Origin of the sequence: Staphylococcus sp. FSL W8-0056 (genome assembly GCF_037963075.1) — a bacterium.
Classification (GTDB): domain Bacteria; phylum Bacillota; class Bacilli; order Staphylococcales; family Staphylococcaceae; genus Staphylococcus; species Staphylococcus aureus.
Genome location: NZ_CP150142.1, coordinates 2563294 through 2589198 on the forward strand (window position 1 = coordinate 2563294; position 25905 = coordinate 2589198).

General features: G+C 34.6%; 24 protein-coding genes and 1 pseudogene. 22 read left to right on the top strand and 3 right to left on the bottom strand.

All coding sequences use genetic code 11. The annotated features are described in order from the left end of the window. The first annotated feature begins 2 nt into the window (after window positions 1-2). The 18 genes and pseudogenes from sbnC to NSS86_RS12995 all read left to right on the top strand — a co-directional run bounded on the left by sbnC (window position 3) and on the right by NSS86_RS12995 (window position 18967). Window positions 3-1757, top strand: a complete 1755-nt coding sequence (gene sbnC / locus NSS86_RS12910) for a staphyloferrin B biosynthesis protein SbnC (RefSeq protein WP_001179385.1) — start codon at window positions 3-5, stop codon at window positions 1755-1757. Next, window positions 1750-3006 carry a staphyloferrin B export MFS transporter gene (sbnD, locus tag NSS86_RS12915; protein ID WP_000610051.1) on the top strand — a complete coding sequence of 419 codons (1257 nt, stop codon included), beginning with the start codon at window positions 1750-1752 and terminating at the stop codon, window positions 3004-3006. Before sbnC ends, sbnD begins: the two co-directional genes overlap by 8 nt. After that, on the top strand, window positions 2996-4732 hold the full coding sequence (gene sbnE, locus NSS86_RS12920; RefSeq protein ID WP_001179886.1) for an L-2,3-diaminopropanoate--citrate ligase SbnE: 1737 nt from the start codon (window positions 2996-2998) through the stop codon (window positions 4730-4732). The genes sbnD and sbnE overlap by 11 nt, the downstream gene beginning before the upstream one ends. Continuing rightward, window positions 4641-6491 carry a 3-(L-alanin-3-ylcarbamoyl)-2-[(2-aminoethylcarbamoyl)methyl]-2-hydroxypropanoate synthase SbnF gene (gene sbnF / locus NSS86_RS12925; RefSeq protein WP_001795344.1) on the top strand — a complete coding sequence of 617 codons (1851 nt, stop codon included), beginning with the start codon at window positions 4641-4643 and terminating at the stop codon, window positions 6489-6491. Before sbnE ends, sbnF begins: the two co-directional genes overlap by 92 nt. Then, window positions 6466-7242 carry a staphyloferrin B biosynthesis citrate synthase SbnG gene (gene sbnG, locus NSS86_RS12930; protein ID WP_001186804.1) on the top strand — a complete coding sequence of 259 codons (777 nt, stop codon included), beginning with the start codon at window positions 6466-6468 and terminating at the stop codon, window positions 7240-7242. The genes sbnF and sbnG overlap by 26 nt, the downstream gene beginning before the upstream one ends. Next, entirely contained in the window at window positions 7242-8444 is a 1203-nt protein-coding gene (gene sbnH / locus NSS86_RS12935; RefSeq protein ID WP_001223713.1) for a staphyloferrin B biosynthesis decarboxylase SbnH, read from the top strand. Before sbnG ends, sbnH begins: the two co-directional genes overlap by 1 nt. A gap of 3 nt (window positions 8445-8447) precedes the next feature. Next, complete coding sequence (gene sbnI / locus NSS86_RS12940; protein ID WP_001015549.1) at window positions 8448-9212, top strand: bifunctional transcriptional regulator/O-phospho-L-serine synthase SbnI; 765 nt, start codon at window positions 8448-8450, stop codon at window positions 9210-9212. A gap of 195 nt (window positions 9213-9407) precedes the next feature. Next, window positions 9408-10034 carry an MFS transporter gene (locus tag NSS86_RS12945; protein WP_000414629.1) on the top strand — a complete coding sequence of 209 codons (627 nt, stop codon included), beginning with the start codon at window positions 9408-9410 and terminating at the stop codon, window positions 10032-10034. Window positions 10035-10245: 211 nt separating this feature from the next. Further along, the gene (locus NSS86_RS12950; protein ID WP_000183771.1) at window positions 10246-11022 is read left to right on the top strand and encodes a (S)-acetoin forming diacetyl reductase; all 777 of its coding nucleotides are present in this window, start codon (window positions 10246-10248) and stop codon (window positions 11020-11022) included. A gap of 143 nt (window positions 11023-11165) precedes the next feature. After that, window positions 11166-11288 carry a hypothetical protein gene (locus NSS86_RS12955; RefSeq protein ID WP_001789407.1) on the top strand — a complete coding sequence of 41 codons (123 nt, stop codon included), beginning with the start codon at window positions 11166-11168 and terminating at the stop codon, window positions 11286-11288. A gap of 69 nt (window positions 11289-11357) precedes the next feature. Beyond that, window positions 11358-12338 carry an NAD-dependent epimerase/dehydratase family protein gene (locus tag NSS86_RS12960; RefSeq protein WP_001793242.1) on the top strand — a complete coding sequence of 327 codons (981 nt, stop codon included), beginning with the start codon at window positions 11358-11360 and terminating at the stop codon, window positions 12336-12338. Then, window positions 12301-12993 carry a sugar transferase gene (locus NSS86_RS12965; RefSeq protein ID WP_000736082.1) on the top strand — a complete coding sequence of 231 codons (693 nt, stop codon included), beginning with the start codon at window positions 12301-12303 and terminating at the stop codon, window positions 12991-12993. The genes NSS86_RS12960 and NSS86_RS12965 overlap by 38 nt, the downstream gene beginning before the upstream one ends. Window positions 12994-13202: 209 nt before the next feature. Next, the gene (locus tag NSS86_RS12970; RefSeq protein WP_000692504.1) at window positions 13203-14369 is read left to right on the top strand and encodes a glycosyltransferase family 4 protein; all 1167 of its coding nucleotides are present in this window, start codon (window positions 13203-13205) and stop codon (window positions 14367-14369) included. After that, entirely contained in the window at window positions 14350-15588 is a 1239-nt protein-coding gene (locus tag NSS86_RS12975) for an O-antigen ligase family protein (protein ID WP_000431239.1), read from the top strand. The genes NSS86_RS12970 and NSS86_RS12975 overlap by 20 nt, the downstream gene beginning before the upstream one ends. Then, window positions 15578-17008, top strand: a complete 1431-nt coding sequence (locus NSS86_RS12980) for a lipopolysaccharide biosynthesis protein (RefSeq protein ID WP_000834089.1) — start codon at window positions 15578-15580, stop codon at window positions 17006-17008. The genes NSS86_RS12975 and NSS86_RS12980 overlap by 11 nt, the downstream gene beginning before the upstream one ends. 267 nt (window positions 17009-17275) lie before the next feature. Then, window positions 17276-17875: a superoxide dismutase gene (locus NSS86_RS12985; protein ID WP_000874681.1), complete on the top strand. Its 600-nt coding sequence runs from the start codon at window positions 17276-17278 to the stop codon at window positions 17873-17875. A gap of 366 nt (window positions 17876-18241) precedes the next feature. After that, a pseudogene (locus NSS86_RS12990) lies at window positions 18242-18843 on the top strand (hypothetical protein). Continuing rightward, on the top strand, window positions 18830-18967 hold the full coding sequence (locus tag NSS86_RS12995) for an LPXTG cell wall anchor domain-containing protein (RefSeq protein WP_223181133.1): 138 nt from the start codon (window positions 18830-18832) through the stop codon (window positions 18965-18967). Before NSS86_RS12990 ends, NSS86_RS12995 begins: the two are co-directional and overlap by 14 nt. Before the next feature lie 190 nt (window positions 18968-19157). Here NSS86_RS12995 and NSS86_RS13000 read toward each other — a convergent pair whose 3' ends face one another. After that, window positions 19158-19913 (bottom strand): GntR family transcriptional regulator, encoded by a 756-nt coding sequence (locus NSS86_RS13000; RefSeq protein ID WP_001789411.1) that lies wholly within the window; start codon window positions 19911-19913, stop codon window positions 19158-19160. Between the two features lie 235 nt (window positions 19914-20148). On the opposite strand from NSS86_RS13000, the gene deoD reads away from it, so the two are divergent. From deoD to deoB, 4 genes are all read left to right on the top strand, one after another. Continuing rightward, a complete protein-coding gene (gene deoD / locus NSS86_RS13005) occupies window positions 20149-20856 on the top strand; it encodes a purine-nucleoside phosphorylase (RefSeq protein WP_000843292.1) in 708 nt (235 codons plus the stop codon). Between the two features lie 6 nt (window positions 20857-20862). Next, window positions 20863-22215 (top strand): tetracycline efflux MFS transporter Tet(38), encoded by a 1353-nt coding sequence (gene tet(38), locus NSS86_RS13010; RefSeq protein ID WP_001100299.1) that lies wholly within the window; start codon window positions 20863-20865, stop codon window positions 22213-22215. A gap of 80 nt (window positions 22216-22295) precedes the next feature. Then, a complete protein-coding gene (gene deoC / locus NSS86_RS13015; RefSeq protein WP_000667269.1) occupies window positions 22296-22958 on the top strand; it encodes a deoxyribose-phosphate aldolase in 663 nt (220 codons plus the stop codon). Window positions 22959-22985: 27 nt separating this feature from the next. Further along, window positions 22986-24164 carry a phosphopentomutase gene (deoB, locus tag NSS86_RS13020; protein ID WP_000197806.1) on the top strand — a complete coding sequence of 393 codons (1179 nt, stop codon included), beginning with the start codon at window positions 22986-22988 and terminating at the stop codon, window positions 24162-24164. A gap of 128 nt (window positions 24165-24292) precedes the next feature. On the opposite strand, the gene phnE (NSS86_RS13025) is transcribed toward deoB, so the two are convergent. Together phnE (NSS86_RS13025) and phnE (NSS86_RS13030) are read right to left on the bottom strand one after the other, a co-directional pair. After that, window positions 24293-25108, bottom strand: a complete 816-nt coding sequence (gene phnE / locus NSS86_RS13025; RefSeq protein WP_000191092.1) for a phosphonate ABC transporter, permease protein PhnE — start codon at window positions 25106-25108, stop codon at window positions 24293-24295. After that, a complete protein-coding gene (gene phnE / locus NSS86_RS13030) occupies window positions 25105-25905 on the bottom strand; it encodes a phosphonate ABC transporter, permease protein PhnE (RefSeq protein ID WP_001127689.1) in 801 nt (266 codons plus the stop codon). The genes phnE (NSS86_RS13025) and phnE (NSS86_RS13030) overlap by 4 nt, the downstream gene beginning before the upstream one ends.

Sequence of the window (25905 nt, forward strand, 5' to 3'; positions counted from 1 at the left end):
CATTGCAGAATCATACAGCAGTCAATACAGCACAAGCGATAATATTAAGAGATTTAGTTGATGCATTATTATTTGAAGATATAGCCGGAATTGTATCGAATAGTGAGATTACTAAAGAAAACGGACAAACGCTTTTGATATACGAACGTGAAACACAACAAATAAAGATACCTGTTTATTTTAGTGCTTTAAATATGTTTCGTTACGAAAGTTCACAACCAATTACGATAGAGGGAAGGGTGTCTAAGCAACCTTTAACGGCAGCTGAATTTTGGCAAACAATTGCTAATATGAATTGTGATCTAAGTCATGAATGGGAAGTGGCTCGCGTTGAAGAAGGACTGACTACTGCTGCCACACAGCTTGCTAAACAATTATCAGAATTAGATTTAGCGTCACATCCTTTTGTGATGTCAGAGCAGTTTGCAAGTTTAAAAGATCGTCCATTTCATCCATTAGCTAAAGAAAAAAGAGGATTAAGAGAAGCGGATTATCAAGTGTATCAAGCTGAATTAAATCAATCATTTCCTTTAATGGTTGCAGCAGTTAAAAAGACACATATGATTCATGGCGATACTGCAAATATCGATGAATTAGAAAATTTGACAGTACCTATAAAAGAACAAGCGACAGACATGTTAAATGATCAAGGGTTATCAATAGATGACTATGTACTATTTCCGGTACATCCTTGGCAATATCAGCATATTCTGCCGAACGTCTTTGCGACAGAGATTAGTGAAAAGTTGGTTGTACTATTACCGTTAAAATTTGGAGATTATCTGTCGTCTTCAAGTATGCGTTCATTAATTGATATTGGCGCACCGTATAACCATGTCAAAGTACCATTTGCAATGCAGTCATTAGGCGCATTAAGGCTAACGCCTACGCGTTACATGAAAAACGGAGAACAAGCAGAACAATTATTACGTCAGCTTATAGAAAAAGATGAAGCACTAGCTAAGTATGTCATGGTTTGTGATGAAACAGCTTGGTGGTCATATATGGGTCAAGATAATGATATTTTCAAAGATCAATTAGGTCATCTAACTGTTCAGCTAAGAAAGTATCCCGAAGTGCTAGCCAAAAATGATACGCAACAGCTAGTGTCAATGGCAGCACTCGCGGCAAATGATCGCACTTTATATCAAATGATTTGTGGAAAAGATAATATTTCTAAAAATGATGTCATGACGTTATTTGAAGATATCGCGCAAGTCTTTTTAAAGGTAACACTATCATTTATGCAATACGGCGCATTACCAGAGTTGCATGGTCAAAATATATTGTTGTCATTTGAAGATGGACGTGTACAAAAATGCGTGTTACGTGATCATGATACTGTCAGAATTTATAAACCATGGCTAACAGCACATCAGCTTTCATTGCCGAAGTATGTCGTCAGAGAAGATACACCTAATACGCTAATTAATGAGGATTTGGAAACATTCTTTGCTTATTTTCAAACATTAGCTGTATCGGTAAATCTATATGCCATTATTGATGCAATTCAAGATTTATTTGGTGTAAGTGAGCATGAACTTATGTCGTTGTTAAAACAAATTTTAAAAAATGAAGTGGCAACTATTTCCTGGGTTACAACTGATCAGCTAGCTGTCAGACACATTTTATTTGATAAACAGACGTGGCCATTCAAACAAATTTTATTACCATTGCTATATCAACGTGATAGTGGTGGAGGTAGTATGCCTTCAGGTTTAACTACCGTACCAAATCCAATGGTGACATATGATTAATCAGTCTATATGGCGCAGTAACTTTCGCATTTTATGGCTCAGTCAGTTTATAGCGATTGCTGGACTGACAGTACTTGTGCCATTATTGCCAATTTATATGGCATCACTACAAAATCTATCAGTCGTAGAAATACAGTTGTGGAGTGGTATAGCGATTGCTGCTCCAGCTGTAACGACGATGATAGCTTCGCCGATATGGGGGAAGCTAGGTGATAAGATCAGCCGAAAATGGATGGTCTTAAGAGCGTTACTTGGTTTGGCGGTATGCTTATTTTTAATGGCATTGTGTACGACACCATTACAGTTTGTACTTGTGAGGTTATTGCAGGGACTATTTGGTGGTGTTGTTGATGCATCAAGTGCGTTTGCGAGTGCAGAGGCGCCAGCTGAAGATCGTGGAAAGGTATTAGGAAGACTGCAAAGTTCAGTCAGCGCAGGGTCTCTTGTGGGGCCATTAATTGGCGGTGTTACAGCTTCGATATTAGGTTTTAGTGCGTTACTGATGAGTATTGCCGTTATTACTTTTATTGTCTGTATTTTCGGTGCATTAAAATTGATTGAAACGACACATATGCCAAAATCACAAACACCAAATATTAATAAAGGTATTCGCCGTTCATTTCAATGTCTATTATGCACACAACAAACATGTCGATTTATTATCGTTGGCGTTTTAGCAAACTTTGCTATGTATGGCATGCTAACTGCATTATCACCACTTGCTTCATCAGTGAATCATACAGCGATAGATGACCGTAGTGTGATTGGATTTTTACAGTCCGCATTTTGGACGGCTTCGATATTAAGCGCGCCTTTATGGGGACGCTTTAATGATAAATCATATGTTAAATCAGTATATATATTTGCCACGATTGCATGTGGTTGTAGTGCGATACTGCAAGGTTTAGCGACGAATATAGAGTTTTTAATGGCTGCAAGAATACTTCAAGGATTAACATATAGTGCATTGATTCAAAGTGTCATGTTTGTTGTCGTGAATGCGTGTCATCAACAACTTAAAGGCACATTTGTTGGAACGACGAACAGTATGTTAGTTGTTGGTCAAATTATTGGCAGTCTTAGTGGCGCTGCCATTACAAGTTATACTACACCAGCTACTACGTTTATCGTTATGGGCGTAGTATTTGCAGTAAGTAGTTTATTTTTAATTTGTTCAACCATCACTAATCAAATCAACGATCACACATTAATGAAATTATGGGAGTTGAAACAAAAAAGTGCAAAATAAAGAATTAATACAACATGCAGCGTATGCGGCTATCGAACGCATTTTAAATGAATATTTTAGAGAAGAAAATTTATATCAAGTACCACCTCAAAATCATCAATGGTCTATACAATTATCAGAGCTCGAAACTTTAACGGGTGAATTTCGCTATTGGTCTGCGATGGGGCATCATATGTATCATCCAGAGGTATGGCTTATCGATGGAAAAAGTAAAAAAATAACAACTTATAAAGAAGCAATTGCGCGTATTTTGCAACATATGGCTCAAAGTGCAGATAATCAAACGGCAGTGCAACAACATATGGCGCAAATTATGTCTGACATCGATAATAGCATTCATCGCACGGCGCGTTATTTGCAAAGTAACACAATAGACTACGTAGAGGATCGTTATATCGTTTCAGAACAATCTTTATACTTAGGTCATCCATTTCATCCGACTCCTAAGAGTGCAAGTGGGTTTTCAGAAGCAGATTTAGAGAAATATGCACCCGAATGTCATACATCATTCCAATTGCATTATTTAGCTGTGCATCAAGATGTTCTGCTCACGCGCTATGTAGAAGGTAAAGAAGATCAGGTTGAGAAAGTGTTGTATCAATTAGCAGACATAGATATATCAGAGATACCCAAAGATTTTATTTTATTACCAACACATCCTTATCAAATCAATGTGTTGCGACAGCATCCACAGTATATGCAATATAGTGAACAAGGTTTAATAAAAGACCTTGGCGTTTCCGGTGATTTAGTGTACCCGACGTCTTCGGTTAGAACTGTATTTTCAAAAGCATTAAACATTTATTTAAAATTACCGATACACGTTAAAATTACTAATTTTATACGTACGAATGATCTTGAACAAATTGAACGGACAATTGATGCCGCGCAAGTTATCGCATCAGTCAAAGATGAGGTTGAAACACCCCATTTTAAATTGATGTTTGAAGAAGGATATCGTGCATTGTTACCGAATCCATTAGGGCAAACAGTTGAACCTGAAATGGATTTATTAACAAATAGTGCCATGATTGTTCGTGAAGGGATACCGAATTACCATGCTGATAAAGATATTCATGTATTGGCGTCATTATTTGAAACGATGCCTGATTCACCGATCTCTAAGTTAGCACAAGTGATTGAGCAAAGTGGTTTAGCACCAGAAGCATGGCTTGAATGTTATTTGGATCGTACATTATTGCCGATATTAAAGTTGTTTAGTAACACAGGCATTAGTCTAGAAGCACATGTACAAAATACATTAATTGAATTAAAAGATGGCATACCCGACGTATGCTTTGTCAGAGATCTTGAAGGCATTTGTCTATCTAGAACGATTGCTACTGAAAAACAGCTTGTGCCAAATGTTGTGGCAGCATCAAGCCCTGTTGTATATGCACATGATGAAGCATGGCATCGTCTTAAATATTATGTTGTAGTAAATCACTTAGGACATTTAGTATCAACTATTGGTAAAGCAACTAGAAATGAAGTTGTGTTATGGCAACTTGTAGCGCATCGTCTTATGACTTGGAAAAAAGAATACGCGAATAACGCAGTATTTGTTGACTGTGTAGAAGATTTATATCAAACGCCGACCATTGCGGCTAAAGCGAATTTGATGAGTAAATTGAATGATTGTGGTGCAAACCCTATTTATACACATATACCAAATCCAATTTGTTATAACAAGGAGGTATCGTATTGTGAATCAAACAATTCTTAATCGTGTAAAGACTAGAGTAATGCATCAACTGGTATCATCACTTATTTATGAGAATATTGTTGTGTATAAAGCGTCATATCAAGACGGTGTCGGTCATTTTACAATAGAAGGACATGATTCAGAGTATCGTTTTACTGCTGAAAAGACACATAGCTTTGATCGTATACGTATCACATCACCAATTGAGCGTGTCGTAGGAGATGAGGCAGATACAACAACAGACTATACACAATTATTGAGAGAGGCTGTATTTACATTTCCTAAAAATGATGAAAAGCTAGAACAATTTATTGTTGAGTTATTACAGACAGAATTAAAAGATACACAAAGTATGCAGTATCGAGAATCAAACCCACCAGCAACACCTGAGACATTTAACGACTATGAATTTTATGCGATGGAAGGGCATCAGTATCATCCAAGTTACAAATCACGTTTAGGATTTACGTTGAGTGATAATTTGAAATTTGGTCCTGATTTTGTACCAAACGTTAAACTGCAGTGGTTAGCTATCGACAAAGATAAAGTAGAAACGACGGTATCAAGAAATGTTGTAGTTAACGAAATGTTACGTCAACAAGTTGGCGATAAGACTTATGAACATTTTGTACAGCAAATTGAAGCGTCTGGCAAACATGTAAATGATGTTGAGATGATACCTGTACACCCATGGCAGTTTGAACATGTCATCCAAGTTGATTTGGCTGAAGAAAGGCTTAATGGCACAGTACTATGGTTAGGGGAAAGTGATGAGCTATATCACCCTCAACAATCGATTCGTACGATGTCGCCAATAGACACGACAAAATATTATTTAAAGGTACCAATAAGTATAACGAACACTTCAACGAAACGAGTGTTGGCGCCTCATACAATTGAAAATGCAGCGCAAATTACGGATTGGTTAAAGCAGATACAGCAACAAGATATGTATTTAAAAGATGAATTAAAGACAGTTTTTCTAGGGGAAGTCTTAGGACAGTCTTATTTAAATACACAACTTTCGCCTTATAAACAAACTCAAGTTTATGGTGCGTTAGGTGTTATATGGCGTGAAAATATATATCATATGTTAATCGATGAAGAGGATGCGATACCATTTAATGCACTTTATGCAAGTGATAAGGATGGTTTACCATTCATTGAAAAGTGGATTAAACAATATGGTTCTGAAGCTTGGACAAAGCAATTTTTAGCTGTAGCGATTCGTCCAATGATTCATATGCTTTATTATCACGGTATTGCCTTTGAATCGCATGCACAAAATATGATGCTCATTCATGAAAATGGTTGGCCTACACGTATTGCCTTAAAAGATTTCCACGATGGTGTTCGTTTTAAGCGTGAGCATTTAAGTGAAGCAGCTTCACACCTGACATTAAAGCCAATGCCAGAAGCACATAAAAAAGTGAATAGTAATTCATTTATTGAAACAGATGACGAACGTTTAGTACGCGACTTTTTACATGATGCATTTTTCTTTATTAATATCGCCGAAATCATCTTATTTATTGAAAAGCAATATGGTATCGATGAGCAGCGACAATGGCAATGGGTTAAAGACATTATCGAGGCGTATCAAGAAGCATTTCCAGAGTTGAATAACTATCAACATTTCGATTTGTTTGAACCTACGATTCAAGTTGAAAAGTTAACGACACGTCGATTATTAAGTGACTCCGAGTTAAGAATTCATCATGTTACAAATCCATTAGGTGTAGGAGGTATCAATGATGCAACAACTATCTCTGAAACATAGATTAAACAATGGTGATTCAGTTTATGGCATTTTTAATTCTATACCGGACCCATTGATGATCGAGGTTATCGCAGCAAGCGGGTATGACTTTGTTGTGATTGATACAGAACACGTGGCGATTAATGATGAGACACTAGCGCATTTAATTCGTGCAGCTGAAGCAGCGCATATTATACCAATTGTACGTGTCACTGCAGTGATAGATAGAGATATCATTAAAGTGTTAGATATGGGTGCGAGAGGTATTATTGTGCCACACGTTAAAGATCGTGAGACAGTTGAGCATATTGTGAAATTAAGTCGTTATTACCCGCAAGGATTAAGAAGTTTGAATGGTGGTCGCATGGCAAGATTTGGACGTACACCATTACTTGATGCAATGGAGATGGCTAATGAGCATATTATGGTGATTGCCATGATAGAAGATGTTGAAGGGGTTATGGCCATTGACGATATAGCTCAAGTCGAAGGTTTAGACATGATAGTCGAAGGTGCCGCAGATTTATCGCAGTCACTTGGCATACCATGGCAAACGCGTGATGATCAAGTAACATCACATGTTCAACATATTTTTGAGGTTGTGAATGCACATGGTAAACATTTTTGTGCATTACCACGTGAAGATGAAGATATTGCAAAATGGCAGGCACAAGGTGTACAAACATTTATTTTAGGTGATGATCGCGGAAAAATATATCGCCATTTAAGTGCATCTCTAGCGACGTCTAAACAGAAAGGGGATGATGGCTAATGCGTATAGTTCAACCTGTTATTGAACAATTAAAAGCACAATCTCATCCAGTTTGTCATTATATCTATGATTTAGTCGGACTGGAACATCATTTGCAACATATTACATCGTCATTGCCGAGTAATTGTCAAATGTACTATGCAATGAAAGCAAATAGTGAACGAACAATCCTAGATACAATTAGTCAGTATGTTGAAGGATTCGAAGTTGCATCTCAAGGTGAAATAGCAAAAGGTCTTGCTTTTAAACCAGCAAATCATATTATTTTTGGTGGCCCTGGTAAGACAGACGAGGAACTAAGATATGCAGTAAGTGAAGGTGTTCAGCGTATTCATGTTGAAAGTATGCATGAATTACAACGGCTAAATGCCATCTTAGAAGATGAAGATAAGACACAACACATTTTATTGCGTGTTAATTTAGCAGGACCATTTCCCAATGCAACGTTGCATATGGCAGGACGCCCAACACAATTTGGTATTTCTGAAGACGAAGTTGATGATGTCATTGAAGCTGCGCTAGTAATGCCAAATATTCATCTAGATGGCTTTCATTTTCATTCTATTTCTAACAATTTAGACTCGAATTTACATGTCGATGTAGTGAAACTTTATTTTAAAAAAGCAAAATCATGGTCTGAAAAACATCGATTTCCACTCAAACATATCAATCTTGGTGGTGGCATAGGCGTTAACTATGCAGATTTAACTAGCCAATTTGAGTGGGATAATTTTGTAGAAAATTTTAAAACACTTATCGTTGAGCAAGAAATGGAAGATGTGACATTGAACTTTGAATGTGGGCGCTTTATTGTGGCACATATTGGTTACTATGTGACAGAAGTGCTAGATATTAAGAAAGTGCATGGTGCTTGGTATGCCATTTTAAGAGGAGGTACGCAACAATTTAGACTGCCGGTATCTTGGCAGCATAACCATCCTTTTGAAATTTATCGTTATAAGGACAATCCATATTCATTTGAAAAAGTTTCAATTTCGAGACAGGACACAACGTTAGTCGGTCAATTATGTACACCGAAAGATGTCTTTGCTAGAGAAGTACAGATAGACGCAATCAGTACAGGCGACGTTATTGTTTTCAAATATGCAGGTGCATACGGATGGTCTATTTCACATCACGATTTCTTAAGCCATCCACATCCTGAATTTATTTATTTAACGCAAACAAAGGAGGATGAATAACTATTGAATCATATTCATGAACATTTAAAATTGGTACCAGTAGATAAGATTGATCTTCACGAAACATTCGAACCTTTAAGATTGGAAAAAACGAAAAGTAGTATTGAAGCAGATGATTTTATACGTCATCCTATTTTAGTGACAGCGATGCAACATGGTAGATATATGGTTATAGATGGTGTGCATCGGTATACAAGTTTGAAAGCGTTAGGATGTAAGAAAGTTCCAGTGCAAGAAATCCATGAAACACAATATTCAATTAGTACATGGCAACATAAAGTTCCATTTGGTGTGTGGTGGGAAACGTTACAACAAGAACATCGCTTGCCATGGACTACTGAGACAAGACAAGAAGCGCCATTTATTACGATGTGTCATGGTGATACAGAACAATATTTGTATACGAAAGATTTAGGCGAAGCACATTTTCAAGTATGGGAAAAGGTTGTCGCAAGTTATAGTGGTTGTTGTTCTGTAGAGAGAATTGCACAAGGTACATATCCTTGTCTTTCTCAACAAGATGTACTCATGAAGTATCAGCCATTGAGTTATAAGGAAATTGAAGCGGTTGTTCATAAAGGGGAAACTGTGCCAGCAGGTGTGACACGCTTTAATATTTCAGGACGATGTCTTAATCTTCAAGTACCACTGGCATTACTTAAACAAGATGATGATGTTGAACAACTGCGTAATTGGAAGCAGTTTTTAGCAGATAAGTTTGCCAATATGAGATGCTATACTGAAAAAGTATACTTGGTGGAGCAATAGTTTTACTGTGATGTTGAGGGAAATATGATGATTTAGCGTATTGATAGCGAAAATATAATAAAACAATATAGTGTGGAGAACTTTTGATATTTTATAAATATTGAAGTTCTCCATTTTTGTATTTTGCATATAAAAATTAAATAAAATAAGGTATATTAAGGTAAAGTATAAATATTAAATAAATGGGGAATAGACATGGAAAAAAATGTAGAAAAATCATTCATAAAGATAGGTTTATATTTTCAAATAGCTTATATAGTACTCATGGCTATAACTTTATGTGGGTTTGTAATTTGCTATGGACTAATTTTCGGCCTTTTCTATTTATTATCAGGTAGCAGAGCTGATTATTTAATAGTAACAATAGTTATATCGGCAATAATTTCTATATTTGTAATTATACTTTCAATCGTACCTGTCATCGTATTGGCATCTGACTTATTTAAAGAAAGGATTTCAAAAGGTGTCATATTAATTGTATTGGCTATTATTGCTTTAGTATTATGCAACTTTGTATCTGCAATACTCTGGTTTGTTTCAGCCATATCTATTTTAGGTAGAAAAAAATTAGTAGCTGCAGCAGATACTACCACTATTCAAAAAAGTAAAGGGAACGCAAATCAAGCATCACATAAAGACACGTGTAAAAAGGAACTTGATAGTCAAGACATGATGGAACATCCTGAGGTTAAAAATCCCACGACTAAAAACCTTGAAGGATTTAACGAAGAAATACATAAAGATGAAGCTACAACTAAAGTTGTCAGTGATAACACGGAACCGCCGATTGAATCAAAAGGCCATGTCTCGAAAAAAGATTGATGACAAACTAATCGAGAGACTTAAAAAAATAATATTCAACATAAGAACTTTTAAAACGACATTTAAACGCATTGCCAATCACTAATGGTAGTGCGTTTAACTATACCTTAAATATCTGAATATTTTGTTAAATGGAGCTACCTTTGTTGTACTATTCAAATGAAGAGGAGTAAAATGTAATTAAAGGAAAGAAATTTGAGGAGTGATCTTTATGACAAACAACAAAGTAGCATTAGTAACTGGCGGAGCACAAGGGATTGGTTTTAAAATTGCAGAACGTTTAGTGGAAGATGGTTTCAAAGTAGCAGTTGTTGATTTCAATGAAGAAGGGGCAAAAGCAGCTGCACTTAAATTATCAAGTGATGGTACAAAAGCTATTGCTATCAAAGCAGATGTATCAAACCGTGATGATGTATTTAACGCAGTAAGACAAACTGCCGCGCAATTTGGCGATTTCCATGTCATGGTTAACAATGCCGGCCTTGGACCAACAACACCAATCGATACAATTACTGAAGAACAGTTTAAAACAGTATATGGCGTGAACGTTGCAGGTGTGCTATGGGGTATTCAAGCCGCACATGAACAATTTAAAAAATTCAATCATGGCGGTAAAATTATCAATGCAACATCTCAAGCAGGCGTTGAGGGTAACCCAGGCTTGTCTTTATATTGCAGTACAAAATTCGCAGTGCGAGGTTTAACACAAGTAGCCGCACAAGATTTAGCGTCTGAAGGTATTACTGTGAATGCATTCGCACCTGGTATCGTTCAAACACCAATGATGGAAAGTATCGCAGTGGCAACAGCCGAAGAAGCAGGTAAACCTGAAGCATGGGGTTGGGAACAATTTACAAGTCAGATTGCTTTGGGCAGAGTTTCTCAACCAGAAGATGTTTCAAATGTAGTGAGCTTCTTAGCTGGTAAAGACTCTGATTACATTACTGGACAAACAATTATTGTAGATGGTGGTATGAGATTCCGTTAATAATCATGCATTAGCGATAAATAAATCCTTATTGTTAAGTTTAATCACTTAGCAGTAAGGATTTTTTAGTGCACTTAGAAGGGATTGTATTGGTAGAAAATTAATAAGCGAAGTTCTTAAATGAGTTATGATGTCACAGTCTAATGCATCAGTTGAAAGCATTACTAGTATTAACACACCCAAGATATTATAAAACATCACAAAAACACCACTATCTAATTTATCTCAATAAAAATTCACAAAGTTATCTCATTTTATTTTTATAAATAAAAAATATCGATAAAAAGCTTACAATACTTTATGTTTTTATGATATATTTTTAATGTATAAATGAGGTGGAAGATTTGGAAAGAGTTTTGATAACTGGTGGGGCTGGTTTTATTGGGTCGCATTTAGTAGATGATTTACAACAAGATTATGATGTTTATGTTCTAGATAACTATAGAACAGGTAAACGAGAAAATATTAAAAGTTTGGCTGACGATCATGTGTTTGAATTAGATATTCGTGAATATGATGCAGTTGAACAAATCATGAAGACATATCAATTTGATTATGTTATTCATTTAGCAGCATTAGTTAGTGTTGCTGAGTCGGTTGAGAAACCTATCTTATCTCAAGAAATAAACGTCGTAGCAACATTAAGATTGTTAGAAATCATTAAAAAATATAATAGTCATATAAAACGTTTTATCTTTGCTTCGTCAGCAGCTGTTTATGGTGATCTTCCTGATTTGCCTAAAAGTGATCAATCATTAATCTTACCATTATCACCATATGCAATAGATAAATATTACGGCGAACGGACGACATTAAATTATTGCTCGTTATATAACATACCAACAGCGGTTGTTAAATTTTTTAATGTATTTGGGCCAAGACAGGATCCTAAGTCACAATATTCAGGTGTTATTTCAAAGATGTTCGATTCATTTGAGCATAACAAGCCATTTACATTTTTTGGTGACGGACTGCAAACTAGAGATTTTGTATATGTATATGATGTTGTTCAATCTGTACGCTTAATTATGGAACACAAAGATGCAATTGGACACGGTTATAACATTGGTACAGGCACTTTTACTAATTTATTAGAGGTTTATCGTATTATTGGTGAATTATATGGAAAATCAGTCGAGCATGAATTTAAAGAAGCACGAAAAGGAGATATTAAGCATTCTTATGCAGATATTTCTAACTTAAAGGCATTAGGATTTGTTCCTAAATATACAGTAGAAACAGGTTTAAAGGATTACTTTAATTTTGAGGTAGATAATATTGAAGAAGTTACAGCTAAAGAAGTGGAAATGTCGTGAAAATGACATTGAAGCTGTCCATAATAATAAGGGTTATGCCTATCAAAGAAAATTAGATGCACTCGAAGAAGTGAGAAAAGGCTATTACCCAATTAAACGTGCGATTGACTTAGTATTAAGTATCGTTTTATTATTTTTAACATTTCCGATTATGTTCATATTCGCCATTGCTATCGTCATAGATTCGCCAGGAAACCCTATTTATAGTCAGGTTAGAGTTGGGAAGATGGGTAAATTAATTAAAATATACAAATTACGTTCGATGTGTAAAAACGCAGAGAAAAATGGTGCGCAATGGGCTGATAAAGATGATGATCGTATAACAAATGTCGGGAAGTTTATTCGTAAAACACGCATTGATGAATTACCACAACTAATTAATGTTGTTAAAGGGGAAATGAGTTTTATTGGACCACGCCCGGAACGTCCGGAATTTGTAGAATTATTTAGTTCAGAAGTGATAGGTTTCGAGCAAAGATGTCTTGTTACACCAGGGTTAACAGGACTTGCGCAAATTCAAGGTGGATATGACTTAACACCGCAACAAAAACTGAAATATGACATGAAATATATACATAAAGGTAGTTTAATGATGGAACTATATATATCAATTAGAACATTGATGGTTGTTATTACAGGGGAAGGCTCAAGGTAGTCTTAATTTACTTAATAAGTTCAAATAAAAGTTATATTTTAAAGATTGTGACCAATTGTTACAGTATAACGAGGAATCCCTTGAGACAGTATCAAATGGCATTAAGAAATATGTGCCATCATTGATTTGCATGGCTATAAATACTATTCATCTGATGAGATAGCCATGTTAAGAAATTGAAAGTATAGCATTAAAGGGGTTTGTAACAGTTGAAAATTATATATTGTATTACTAAAGCAGACAATGGTGGTGCACAAACACATCTCATTCAACTCGCCAACCATTTTTGCGTACACCATGATGTTTATGTCATTGTAGGCAATCATGGACCAATGATTGAACAACTAGATGCAAGAGTTAATGTAATTATTCTCGAACATTTAGTAGGTCCAATTGACTTTAAACAAGATATTTTAGCTGTCAAAGTGTTAGCACAGTTATTCTCGAAAATTAAGCCTGATGTTATCCATTTACATTCTTCCAAAGCTGGAACGGTCGGACGAATTGCGAAGTTCATTTCGAAATCGAAAGACACACGTGTAGTTTTTACTGCGCATGGATGGGCTTTTACAGAGGGTGTTAAACCAGCTAAAAAATTTCTATATCTAGTTATCGAAAAATTAATGTCATGTATTACAGATAGCATTATTTGTGTTTCAGATTTCGATAAACAGTTAGCGTTAAAATATCGATTTAATCGATTGAAATTAACCACAATACATAATGGTATTGCAGATGTTCCCGCTGTTAAGCAAACGCTAAAAAGCCAATCACATAACAATATTGGCGAAGTAGTTGGAATGTTGCCTAATAAACAAGATTTACAGATTAATGCCCCGACAAAGCATCAATTTGTTATGATTGCAAGATTTGCTTATCCAAAATTGCCACAAAATCTAATCGCGGCAATAGAGATATTGAAATTACATAACAGTAATCATGCGCATTTTACATTTATAGGCGATGGACCTACATTAAATGATTGTCAGCAACAAGTTGTACAAGCTGGGTTAGAAAATGATGTCACATTTTTGGGCAATGTCATTAATGCGAGTCATTTATTATCACAATACGATACGTTTATTTTAATAAGTAAGCATGAAGGTTTGCCAATTAGCATTATAGAAGCTATGGCTACAGGTTTGCCTGTTATAGCCAGTCATGTTGGCGGTATTTCAGAATTAGTAGCTGATAATGGTATATGTATGATGAACAACCAACCCGAAACTATTGCTAAAGTCCTGGAAAAATATTTAATAGACAGTGATTACATCAAAATGAGTAATCAATCTAGAAAACGTTATTTAGAATGTTTTACTGAGGAGAAAATGATTAAAGAAGTGGAAGACGTTTATAATGGAAAATCAACACAATAGTAAATTACTAACATTGTTACTTATCGGTTTAGCGGTTTTTATTCAGCAATCTTCGGTTATTGCCGGTGTGAATGTTTCTATAGCTGACTTTATCACATTACTAATATTAGTTTATTTACTGTTTTTCGCTAACCATTTATTAAAGGTAAATCATTTTTTACAGTTTTTCATTATTTTGTATACATATCGTATGATTATTACGCTTTGTTTGCTATTTTTTGATGATTTGATATTTATTACGGTTAAGGAAGTTCTTGCATCTACAGTTAAATATGCATTTGTAGTCATTTATTTCTATTTAGGGATGATCATCTTTAAGTTAGGTAATAGCAAAAAAGTGATCGTTACCTCTTATATTATAAGCAGTGTGACTATAGGTCTATTTTGTATTATAGCTGGTTTGAACAAGTCCCCTTTACTAATGAAATTGTTATATTTTGATGAAATACGTTCAAAAGGATTAATGAATGACCCTAACTATTTCGCGATGACACAGATTATTACATTGGTACTTGCTTACAAGTATATTCATAATTACATATTCAAGGTCCTTGCATGTGGTATTTTGCTATGGTCTTTAACTACAACGGGGTCTAAGACTGCGTTTATCATATTAATCGTCTTAGCCATTTATTTCTTTATTAAAAAGTTATTTAGTAGAAATGCGGTAAGTGTTGTGAGTATGTTAGTGATTATGCTGATATTACTTTGTTTTACCTTTTATAATATCAACTACTATTTATTCCAATTAAGCGACCTTGATGCCGTACCGTCATTAGATCGAATGGCGTCTATTTTTGAAGAGGGCTTTGCATCATTAAATGATAGTGGGTCTGAGCGAAGTGTTGTATGGATAAATGCCATTTTAGTAATTAAATATACACTAGGTTTTGGTGTCGGATTAGTGGATTATGTACATATTGGCTCGCAAATTAATGGTATTTTACTTGTTGCCCATAATACATATTTGCAGATCTTTGCGGAATGGGGCATTTTATTCGGTGCATTATTTATCATATTTATGCTTTATTTACTGTTTGAATTATTTAGATTTAACATTTCTGGGAAAAATGTAACAGCAATTGTTGTAATGTTGACGATGCTGATTTACTTTTTAACAGTATCATTTAATAACTCAAGATATGTCGCTTTTATTTTAGGAATTATCGTCTTTATTGTTCAATATGAAAAGATGGAAAGGGATCGTAATGAAGAGTGATTCACTAAAAGAAAATATTATTTATCAAGGGCTATACCAATTGATTAGAACGATGACACCACTGATTACAATACCCATTATTTCACGTGCATTTGGTCCCAGTGGTGTGGGTATTGTTTCATTTTCTTTCAATATCGTGCAATACTTTTTGATGATTGCAAGTGTTGGCGTTCAGTTATATTTTAATAGAGTTATCGCGAAGTCTGTTAACGACAAACGGCAATTGTCTCAGCAGTTTTGGGATATCTTTGTCAGTAAATTATTTTTAGCGTTAACAGTTTTTGCGATGTATATGGTCGTAATTACTATATTTATTGATGATTACTATCTTATTTTCCTACTACAAGGAATCTATATTATAGGTGCAGCACTCGATATTTCATGGTTTTATGCTGGAACTGAAAAGTTTAAAATTCCTAGCCTCAGTAATATTGTTGCGTCTGGTATTGTATTAAGTGTAGTTGTTATTTTTGTCAAAGATCAATCAGATTTATCATTGTATGTATTTACTATTGCTATTGTGACGGTATTAAACCAATTACCTTTGTTTATCTATTTAAAACGATACATTAGCTTTGTTTCGGTTAATTGGATACACGTCTGGCAATTGTTTCGTTCGTCATTAGCATACTTATTACCAAATGGACAGCTCAACTTATATACTAGTATTTCTTGCGTTGTTCTTGGTTTAGTAGGCACATACCAACAAGTTGGTATCTTTTCTAACGCATTTAATATTTTAACGGTCGCAATCATAATGATTAATACATTTGATCTTGTAATGATTCCGCGTATTACCAAAATGTCTATCCAGCAATCACATAGTTTAACTAAAACGTTAGCTAATAATATGAATATTCAATTGATATTAACAATACCTATGGTCTTTGGTTTAATTGCAATTATGCCATCATTTTATTTATGGTTCTTTGGTGAGGAATTCGCATCAACTGTCCCATTGATGACCATTTTAGCGATACTTGTATTAATCATTCCTTTAAATATGTTGATAAGCAGGCAATATTTATTAATAGTGAATAAAATAAGATTATATAATGCGTCAATTACTATTGGTGCGGTAATGAATTTAGTATTATGTCTTGTTTTGATATATTTTTATGGAATTTACGGTGCGGCTATTGCACGTTTAATTACAGAGTTTATCTTACTTATTTGGCGATTTGTTGATATTACTAAAATCAATGTGAAGTTGAATATTGTAAGTACGATTCAATGTGTCATTGCTGCCGTTATGATGTTTATTGTGCTTGGTGTGGTCAATCATTATTTGCCCCCTACAATGTACGCTACGCTGCTATTAATTGCGATTGGTATAGTAGTTTATCTTTTATTAATGATGACTATGAAAAATCAATACGTATGGCAAATATTGAGGCATCTTCGACATAAAACAATTTAAGTATCGGTAACGCTATACTTTAGAAATTTAAGATTAAGAAGAAAAGGCAATTTCTTATTGAAAAATGGAAGTTGTCTTTTTTAATTCTCTTTAAAAGCGGGAAACAAAAGCAGTTAAATGCCTTTTTGCATTCAATATTAAATATTATATCAATTTCGAATATTTAAATTTTATATAATTGGATATAACAAATAAATAATAATTATTGCAAAACACACCCGAAATTAATTATTATAAAAGTATATTCATAAAAGGAGGAATATACTTATGGCATTTAAATTACCAAATTTACCATATGCATATGATGCATTGGAACCATATATAGATCAAAGAACAATGGAGTTTCATCACGACAAACATCACAATACGTACGTGACGAAATTAAACGCAACAGTTGAAGGAACAGAGTTAGAGCATCAATCACTAGCGGATATGATTGCTAACTTAGACAAGGTACCGGAAGCGATGAGGATGTCAGTCCGTAATAATGGCGGTGGTCATTTTAACCATTCATTATTCTGGGAAATACTATCACCTAATTCTGAAGAAAAAGGTGGCGTAATAGATGACATCAAAGCGCAGTGGGGCACTTTAGATGAATTTAAAAATGAATTTGCAAATAAAGCAACAACATTATTTGGATCAGGTTGGACTTGGTTAGTTGTTAATGATGGAAAATTAGAAATTGTGACAACGCCAAACCAAGATAATCCATTAACAGAAGGCAAAACACCAATCTTACTATTTGATGTTTGGGAGCATGCCTACTATCTGAAATATCAAAATAAACGTCCAGACTATATGACTGCATTTTGGAATATTGTTAACTGGAAAAAAGTTGATGAATTATACCAAGCAGCAAAATAATATAACTTAATATAATTGAGGTGGAGCATTTACAAGGTGTTCCACTTTTTTGTACTTAATATCTTTACTTATTTGTTTTTGTGTAATGGGATAGCACGTAAAAGTGGCAAAATAATAAGATAAATTTCAACTCGAAATACCTTATTATTGTTGACTATAATGATGACCTAAATGTTATATACATCAGACAACACTATTAATTAATCAACATATTGACATTAAATAAATTGACAAAATAAGTAATTATTGTGAATCTAAAGTGAAATTTTTATAAAAAATTGTAACGATTCAAAAATTTTGTTGCATTTCTTTTGTAATCATATGATAATGTAAATGTAATCAAATTGTAATATAAGGGAAAAGACAATGAAAAAATTAGCAACAGTAGGTTCTTTAATTGTAACAAGCACTTTAGTATTCTCAAGTATGCCTTTTCAAAATGCGCATGCCGACACGACTTCAATGAATGTGCCGAATAAACAAAGCCAAAATGTACAAAATCATCGCCCTTATGGCGGAGTAGTACCACAAGGAATGACGCAAGCACAATATACTGAATTAGAGAAAACTTTACCCCAATTAAGCGCTGGCAGTAATATGCAAGACTATAATATGAAATTGTATGATGCGACGCAAAATATTGCTGATAAATACAATGTGATAATTACAACTAATGTAGGGGTATTTAAACCACATGCTGTTAGAGATATGAATGGCCATGCGTTACCTTTAACAAAAGATGGCAATTTTTATCAAACGAATGTAGATGCAAATGGTGTTAATCATGGTGGTAGTGAAATGGTGCAAAATAAAACAGGTCATATGAGTCAACAAGACCATATGAATCAGAACACACACATGAACCAACAGCCACAAATACAACAAGGTCATATGCAATCATCAAACCATCAAATGATGAGTCCAAAAGCAAATATGCATTCATCAAATCATCAAATGAACCAAAGTAACAAAAAAGTTTTACCAGCTGCTGGTGAAAGTATGACATCAAGTATTCTTACTGCAAGTATTGCCGCACTACTATTAGTATCTGGGTTATTCTTAGCATTTAGACGACGTTCAACAAATAAATAAACATAATACGATTAATAATAGAAAAATCGTGTGATTATCTGAGCGAGCCTAGGACATAAATCAATGTCCTAGGCTCGCTAATGTTATATTGGCAGTAGTTGACTGAATGAAATTGCGCTTGTAACAAGCTTTTCCATTTCTTACCAACTCCCTAAATAGTCATCAAAAAATTTCTTATATTTTAATAATTTTAATAATCCGATTGTCTTATACGTGTCAGTGTTAATTCAGATATTTCCTGTGGAATATACCACTTATTAATCATAATTGGATAAGGTGTTTGTGCGTACAGTGTTTCAATAATCAGCCAACAATGTGTATCACCATCAAACACGTGACTATGATTTTTGAAGTGGGGCGCTTTGGTAATAGACATTTTTAAATCTGATTGATATGCATTGCTATAAATCGTTTGCTCAACGAATGTCTTCATGTCGTCTTCGTTTTGTGTATTCACTTTAAATGTGTCAATGACATTTAACGGTATAAAGGTAAAGCAAAATGCATCAGCTTGCTTAGAATGATTGTCCTTTTTTTGATAATAGCGTTCCATTGCAATGACGGCAGAAGGATGGTTTGCAAACAAATGATTTGTATATTCACTTTCTAAATCAACACGATAATTAATTGATGACATAGATACGCGAGCTAGCAATATTTGATCAAGTGGATGCTTAAATTGATCCATACTTGAAGCGTGTTGGGCATTTGTTTGTGGAATAACAAAGTGTCCCTTCCCTCTTGTACTCTCTACGATGCCATCTTCGGCTAACAATTTTATAGCTTGGCGCAAAGTCATACGACTGACATCAAAGCGCGCACAAAGTTCCTTTTCAGTAGGTAATGCATGGCCACTCGGATATTTTCCTATTTGAATTTCTTTATATAACGTATTATAAATCGTTAAAAATTTTGGTTGTGTTTGCGTCACGTAGACAACCTCCATAAAGTTACTTAATCACTCTCATCATACAATAATTTTTACTCGAATTGGAAAAATTATAAAAATTAAATATAGATAGGCTTTGAAAATTAGTTTTATACAAGGTTAGTAGCTGTAACTGTAAAATGTTCTTAATATTGTCAAAATGTAATGCTTGAAAGCGCTTTTAAAAAATATTATTATATACATGATTAGACAAATAGACAAATCACTATACAAATATTGGGAGGAATATTTTATGAAATCAACACCACACATTAAACCAATGAATGACGTCGAAATTGCAGAAACGGTTCTATTGCCAGGAGATCCGTTAAGAGCTAAGTTCATTGCAGAAACTTATTTGGATGATGTGGAACAGTTCAATACAGTGCGAAACATGTTTGGTTTTACCGGAACATATAAAGGTAAAAAAGTTTCTGTCATGGGTTCAGGTATGGGTATGCCATCTATTGGCATTTACTCTTATGAATTAATTCATACATTTGGTTGTAAAAAATTAATTCGCGTTGGCTCTTGTGGCGCGATGCAAGAAAACATTGATTTATATGATGTGATTATTGCACAAGGTGCCTCTACTGATTCAAATTACGTTCAACAATATCAATTACCAGGTCATTTTGCGCCAATTGCTTCTTATCAATTATTAGAAAAAGCAGTTGAAACAGCACGTGACAAAGGTGTACGTCATCATGTAGGTAATGTGTTATCAAGTGATATTTTCTATAACGCGGATACAACAGCGAGTGAACGTTGGATGCGTATGGGTATTTTAGGTGTAGAAATGGAATCAGCTGCATTATACATGAATGCAATTTACGCTGGTGTCGAAGCATTAGGTGTGTTCACAGTGAGCGATCATTTAATTCATGAAACGTCAACAACACCTGAGGAAAGGGAACGTGCATTTACAGATATGATTGAAATTGCACTGTCATTGGTGTAGATGATTATGAATGTTGAATATTCTAAAATAAAGAAAGCAGTACCTATTTTATTATTCTTATTTGTATTCAGTTTGGTTATAGACAACTCATTTAAATTGATTTCTGTAGCCATTGCTGATGACTTAAACATATCTGTAACGACAGTAAGTTGGCAAGCGACATTAGCCGGTTTAGTAATTGGTATTGGCGCTGTAGTATACGCTTCATTATCTGATGCCATTAGTATACGCACACTATTTATTTATGGCGTGATATTAATCATTATCGGATCAATTATTGGTTACATTTTCCAACATCAATTCCCATTACTTTTAGTTGGACGTATTATTCAAACTGCCGGTTTAGCTGCTGCAGAGACATTATATGTGATATATGTTGCAAAGTATCTTTCTAAAGAGGACCAGAAGACTTACCTTGGCTTAAGTACGAGCAGTTATTCCTTGTCATTAGTTATCGGTACATTATCAGGTGGATTTATTTCTACGTATTTACACTGGACAAATATGTTTTTAATTGCATTAATCGTAGTATTTACGTTGCCATTCCTATTTAAATTATTACCAAAAGAAAATAATACGAATAAAGCTCATTTAGATTTTGTTGGCTTAATTCTAGTGGCAACTATTGCTACAACAGTCATGCTGTTTATTACGAACTTTAATTGGTTATATATGATTGGTGCCTTAATTGCGATTATCGTTTTTGCGCTATATATTAAAAATGCGCAACGTCCATTAGTAAATAAATCATTTTTCCAAAATAAACGTTATGCTTCATTTTTATTTATAGTATTTGTAATGTATGCTATCCAATTGGGTTATATTTTTACGTTCCCATTCATAATGGAGCAAATTTATCATCTGCAACTAGACACAACATCACTGTTATTAGTACCGGGTTATATAGTAGCAGTCATTGTTGGTGCATTAAGTGGTAAAATCGGCGAATATCTGAATTCAAAACAAGCGATTATCACAGCAATTATTTTAATAGCACTGAGCTTGATTTTACCTGCATTTGCAGTAGGTAATCACATTTCAATCTTCGTCATTTCTATGATATTCTTTGCAGGTAGCTTTGCTTTAATGTATGCACCTTTACTTAACGAAGCCATTAAAACAATAGATCTTAATATGACAGGTGTGGCTATTGGTTTTTATAATTTAATTATTAATGTGGCGGTATCTGTAGGTATTGCGATTGCTGCGGCTCTAATCGATTTTAAAGCATTAAATTTCCCAGGCAATGATGCATTAAGTTCACATTTCGGTATTATTTTAATTATTTTAGGTTTAATGAGTATTGTCGGATTAGTTTTATTCGTCATCTTAAATCGTTGGACACAATCTGAAAAATAAATAGATATAAATTCGCGAGATATATTCGTATTTATAGTAAAATTAAATAAAGAGATTATATAACACGAGGAGTAGTAAGTATGAAATTTGAGAAATATATAGATCACACTTTATTGAAGCCTGAGTCAACACGTACGCAAATCGATCAAATCATCGATGAAGCGAAAGCATACAATTTTAAATCTGTATGTGTGAATCCAACGCATGTTAAATATGCAGCAGAGCGACTAGCTGATTCAGAGGTGCTCGTTTGTACGGTAATAGGATTCCCATTAGGTGCGTCGACAACTGCAACGAAAGCATTTGAAACAGAAGATGCAATTCAAAATGGTGCAGATGAAATTGACATGGTCATCAACATCGGCGCATTAAAAGATGGACGTTTTGATGATGTACAACAAGACATTGAAGCAGTGGTTAAAGCTGCGAAAGGTCACACAGTAAAAGTGATTATTGAGACGGTATTGTTGGACCATGACGAAATTGTAAAAGCGAGTGAATTAACAAAAGCGGCTGGTGCGGACTTCGTTAAAACTTCAACAGGTTTTGCAGGTGGCGGTGCGACTGCAGAAGACGTTAAATTAATGAAAGATACAGTAGGTGCTGATGTAGAAGTAAAAGCATCAGGTGGCGTACGTAATTTAGAAGATTTCAATAAAATGGTTGAAGCAGGTGCGACACGTATTGGTGCGAGCGCAGGCGTTCAAATTATGCAAGGTTTAGAAGCAGATTCAGATTACTAATATATATAAAATTTGGGAGTGATAGCTATGACAAGACCATTTAATCGTGTACATTTAATCGTAATGGATTCAGTAGGTATTGGTGAAGCGCCAGACGCAGCTGATTTTAAAGATGAAGGTTCACATACTTTAAGACATACCTTAGAAGGTTTCGATCAAACTTTACCAAACCTTGAAAAGTTAGGTCTAGGGAACATCGATAAATTACCAGTAGTAAATGCAGTTGAACAACCAGAAGCATACTATACTAAATTGAGTGAAGCTTCAGTTGGTAAAGATACAATGACTGGTCACTGGGAAATTATGGGATTAAATATTATGCAACCTTTTAAAGTATACCCTAATGGATTCCCTGAAGAGTTAATTCAACAAATTGAAGAAATGACAGGTCGTAAAGTTGTTGCTAACAAACCGGCATCGGGTACGCAAATTATCGATGAGTGGGGCGAGCACCAAATGAAAACTGGTGACTTAATTGTTTATACAAGTGCAGACCCAGTATTGCAAATTGCTGCACATGAAGACATTATCCCATTAGAAGAGTTATATGATATTTGTGAAAAGGTTCGTGAGTTGACAAAAGACCCTAAATATTTAATTGGTCGTATTATCGCACGTCCATATGTTGGTGAACCAGGAAACTTTACACGTACATCTAATCGACATGACTATGCGTTAAAACCATTTGGTAAAACTGTCTTAGATCATTTGAAAGACGGTGGTTATGATGTTATTGCCATCGGTAAAATTAATGACATTTATGATGGTGAAGGTGTAACAGAAGCGGTTCGTACGAAGAGTAACATGGACGGTATGGATCAATTGATGAAAATTGTTAAGAAAGATTTCACAGGTATTAGCTTCTTAAACTTAGTAGACTTTGATGCATTATACGGTCATCGTCGTGATAAACCAGGTTATGCACAAGCAATTAAAGATTTCGATGATCGCTTGCCAGAACTGTTTAGCAACTTAAAAGAAGACGATTTAGTAATTATTACAGCAGACCATGGTAATGACCCGACAGCGCCAGGTACGGACCATACGAGAGAATATATCCCAGTAATTATGTACAGTCCGAAATTTAAAGGTGGTCATGCACTAGAAAGTGATACTACATTCAGTTCTATCGGTGCAACTATAGCAGATAATTTCAACGTAACATTACCAGAGTTCGGTAAAAGTTATTTAAAGGAATTGAAATAGAATAAATTTAGATATTATAAAAACAGCAGTGAAGTTAACTATAACAATAGTTTTCTTCACTGCTGTTTTTATTATAATAGAGAAACGTGACGGTAGGACCTCTTATTTAGGAGTATCCTGATTTAATGTTAAACAATACGTTTTCGGATTGAACCGGAAATTAAATCGACAATTGCGACCATTAGTACTAAACCGATTAATATAATACCTACACGGTCCCAAGAACGTGTTTGAATGGCAAATATGAGTGGTGTCCCGATACCACCAGCCCCAATTAGCCCCAGTATAGAAGCTGAACGTAAGTTTAGTTCAAAGCGATAAAGTATGAGTGATAGAAAGGCAGGCATAATTTGTGGTATGACTGCAAATACGAGTGTTTTAATCTTATTCGCACCACTGGCCTTTAATGATTCTACAGCACTGAAATCTAGACCTTCAATATCTTCAGCTAAAAGTTTCCCAAGCATACCTACAGAATGGATACCTAAAGCTAATACACCTGAAAATGAACCTGGGCCAACAGCTTTGATAAATATAAGTGCCATTACAATTTCTGGGAAGACACGTATAACACTTAAAATAAATTTGCTAACACCTGAAACCGGGCGTAACTTTACCATATTATTTGCACCTAAAAATGCTAATGGAATACAGATAATTGCGGCGATGAAAGTACCTACAACGGCTATCGCAAAGGTTTCAAGTAAACCACGTAATAAGTCTTCGCCATCTGGTATATAGATATAGCTGATGTCAGGATGGAATAATCCGCTGAATATGGATTTTAAGATTTCTAATGATTTACTTTTAAGTTCTAAACTTGGTACACCTGCAAATGCCCAGATGATAATAGCTAAGACGACAATTGCAATAAGCCATCTTTTAATCAATTTTCGTTTGTGTGCTTTTGTGTGAACATTATATTTTGCTATTTCCTGTGTCATGCGAGATGTGCCCTCACTTTCGTACTGATGTAATCAATGACGACGACGATAACTAAAGTAAATAAAATAATCGTTGCTGTTTTTGGATATTGAAATAAACCAAGTGTTTGATCATAAAACAATCCAATACCGCCAGCGCCGACTAATCCAAGCACAGCTGAAGCTCGTATATTTACTTCAAATGCATATAATACGTATGACATAAATGACGATATGGCTTGTGGTACAACACCGAAAACAATCCATTTTATTTTATTAGCGCCAACAGCCGTCATTGCTTCCATTGGACCTGGATCTATCGTTTCCAATGATTCATATAATAATTTTCCAATAATACAGATAGTTAAAATAAACAATGCTAATATCCCTGGAATTTGACCGATTCCAAATACAGCCACAAAGATTGCTGCTAATAACAAATCTGGAATAGTACGAACTATATTTAAAATAAAGCGCGAGGGTATTGAAATCCACTTTTGATGAACGATATTGCTAGCACATAATAACGCAATTGGTATTGAAACGATGCTACCTAATACTGTACTTACGATAGCCATTCGAATGGTATCTAACATTGGCGTTGTAATTTGTTGTAAATACTCGAAATCAGGTGGAATCATTTGTTTGAATAGATCACCTATTTGAGGTATTCCTATCATTAAATCTCCAAAATTAAACCCCGTATAAATGAAGCTCCAAATGATAAGCACAATGATTAACATGAAGGTAAAACTCGTTTTTAAAGAAACCTTTTTCTTTAAAAGGGAGTCATACTTTGTAGGTATTTCTAAAGGCAT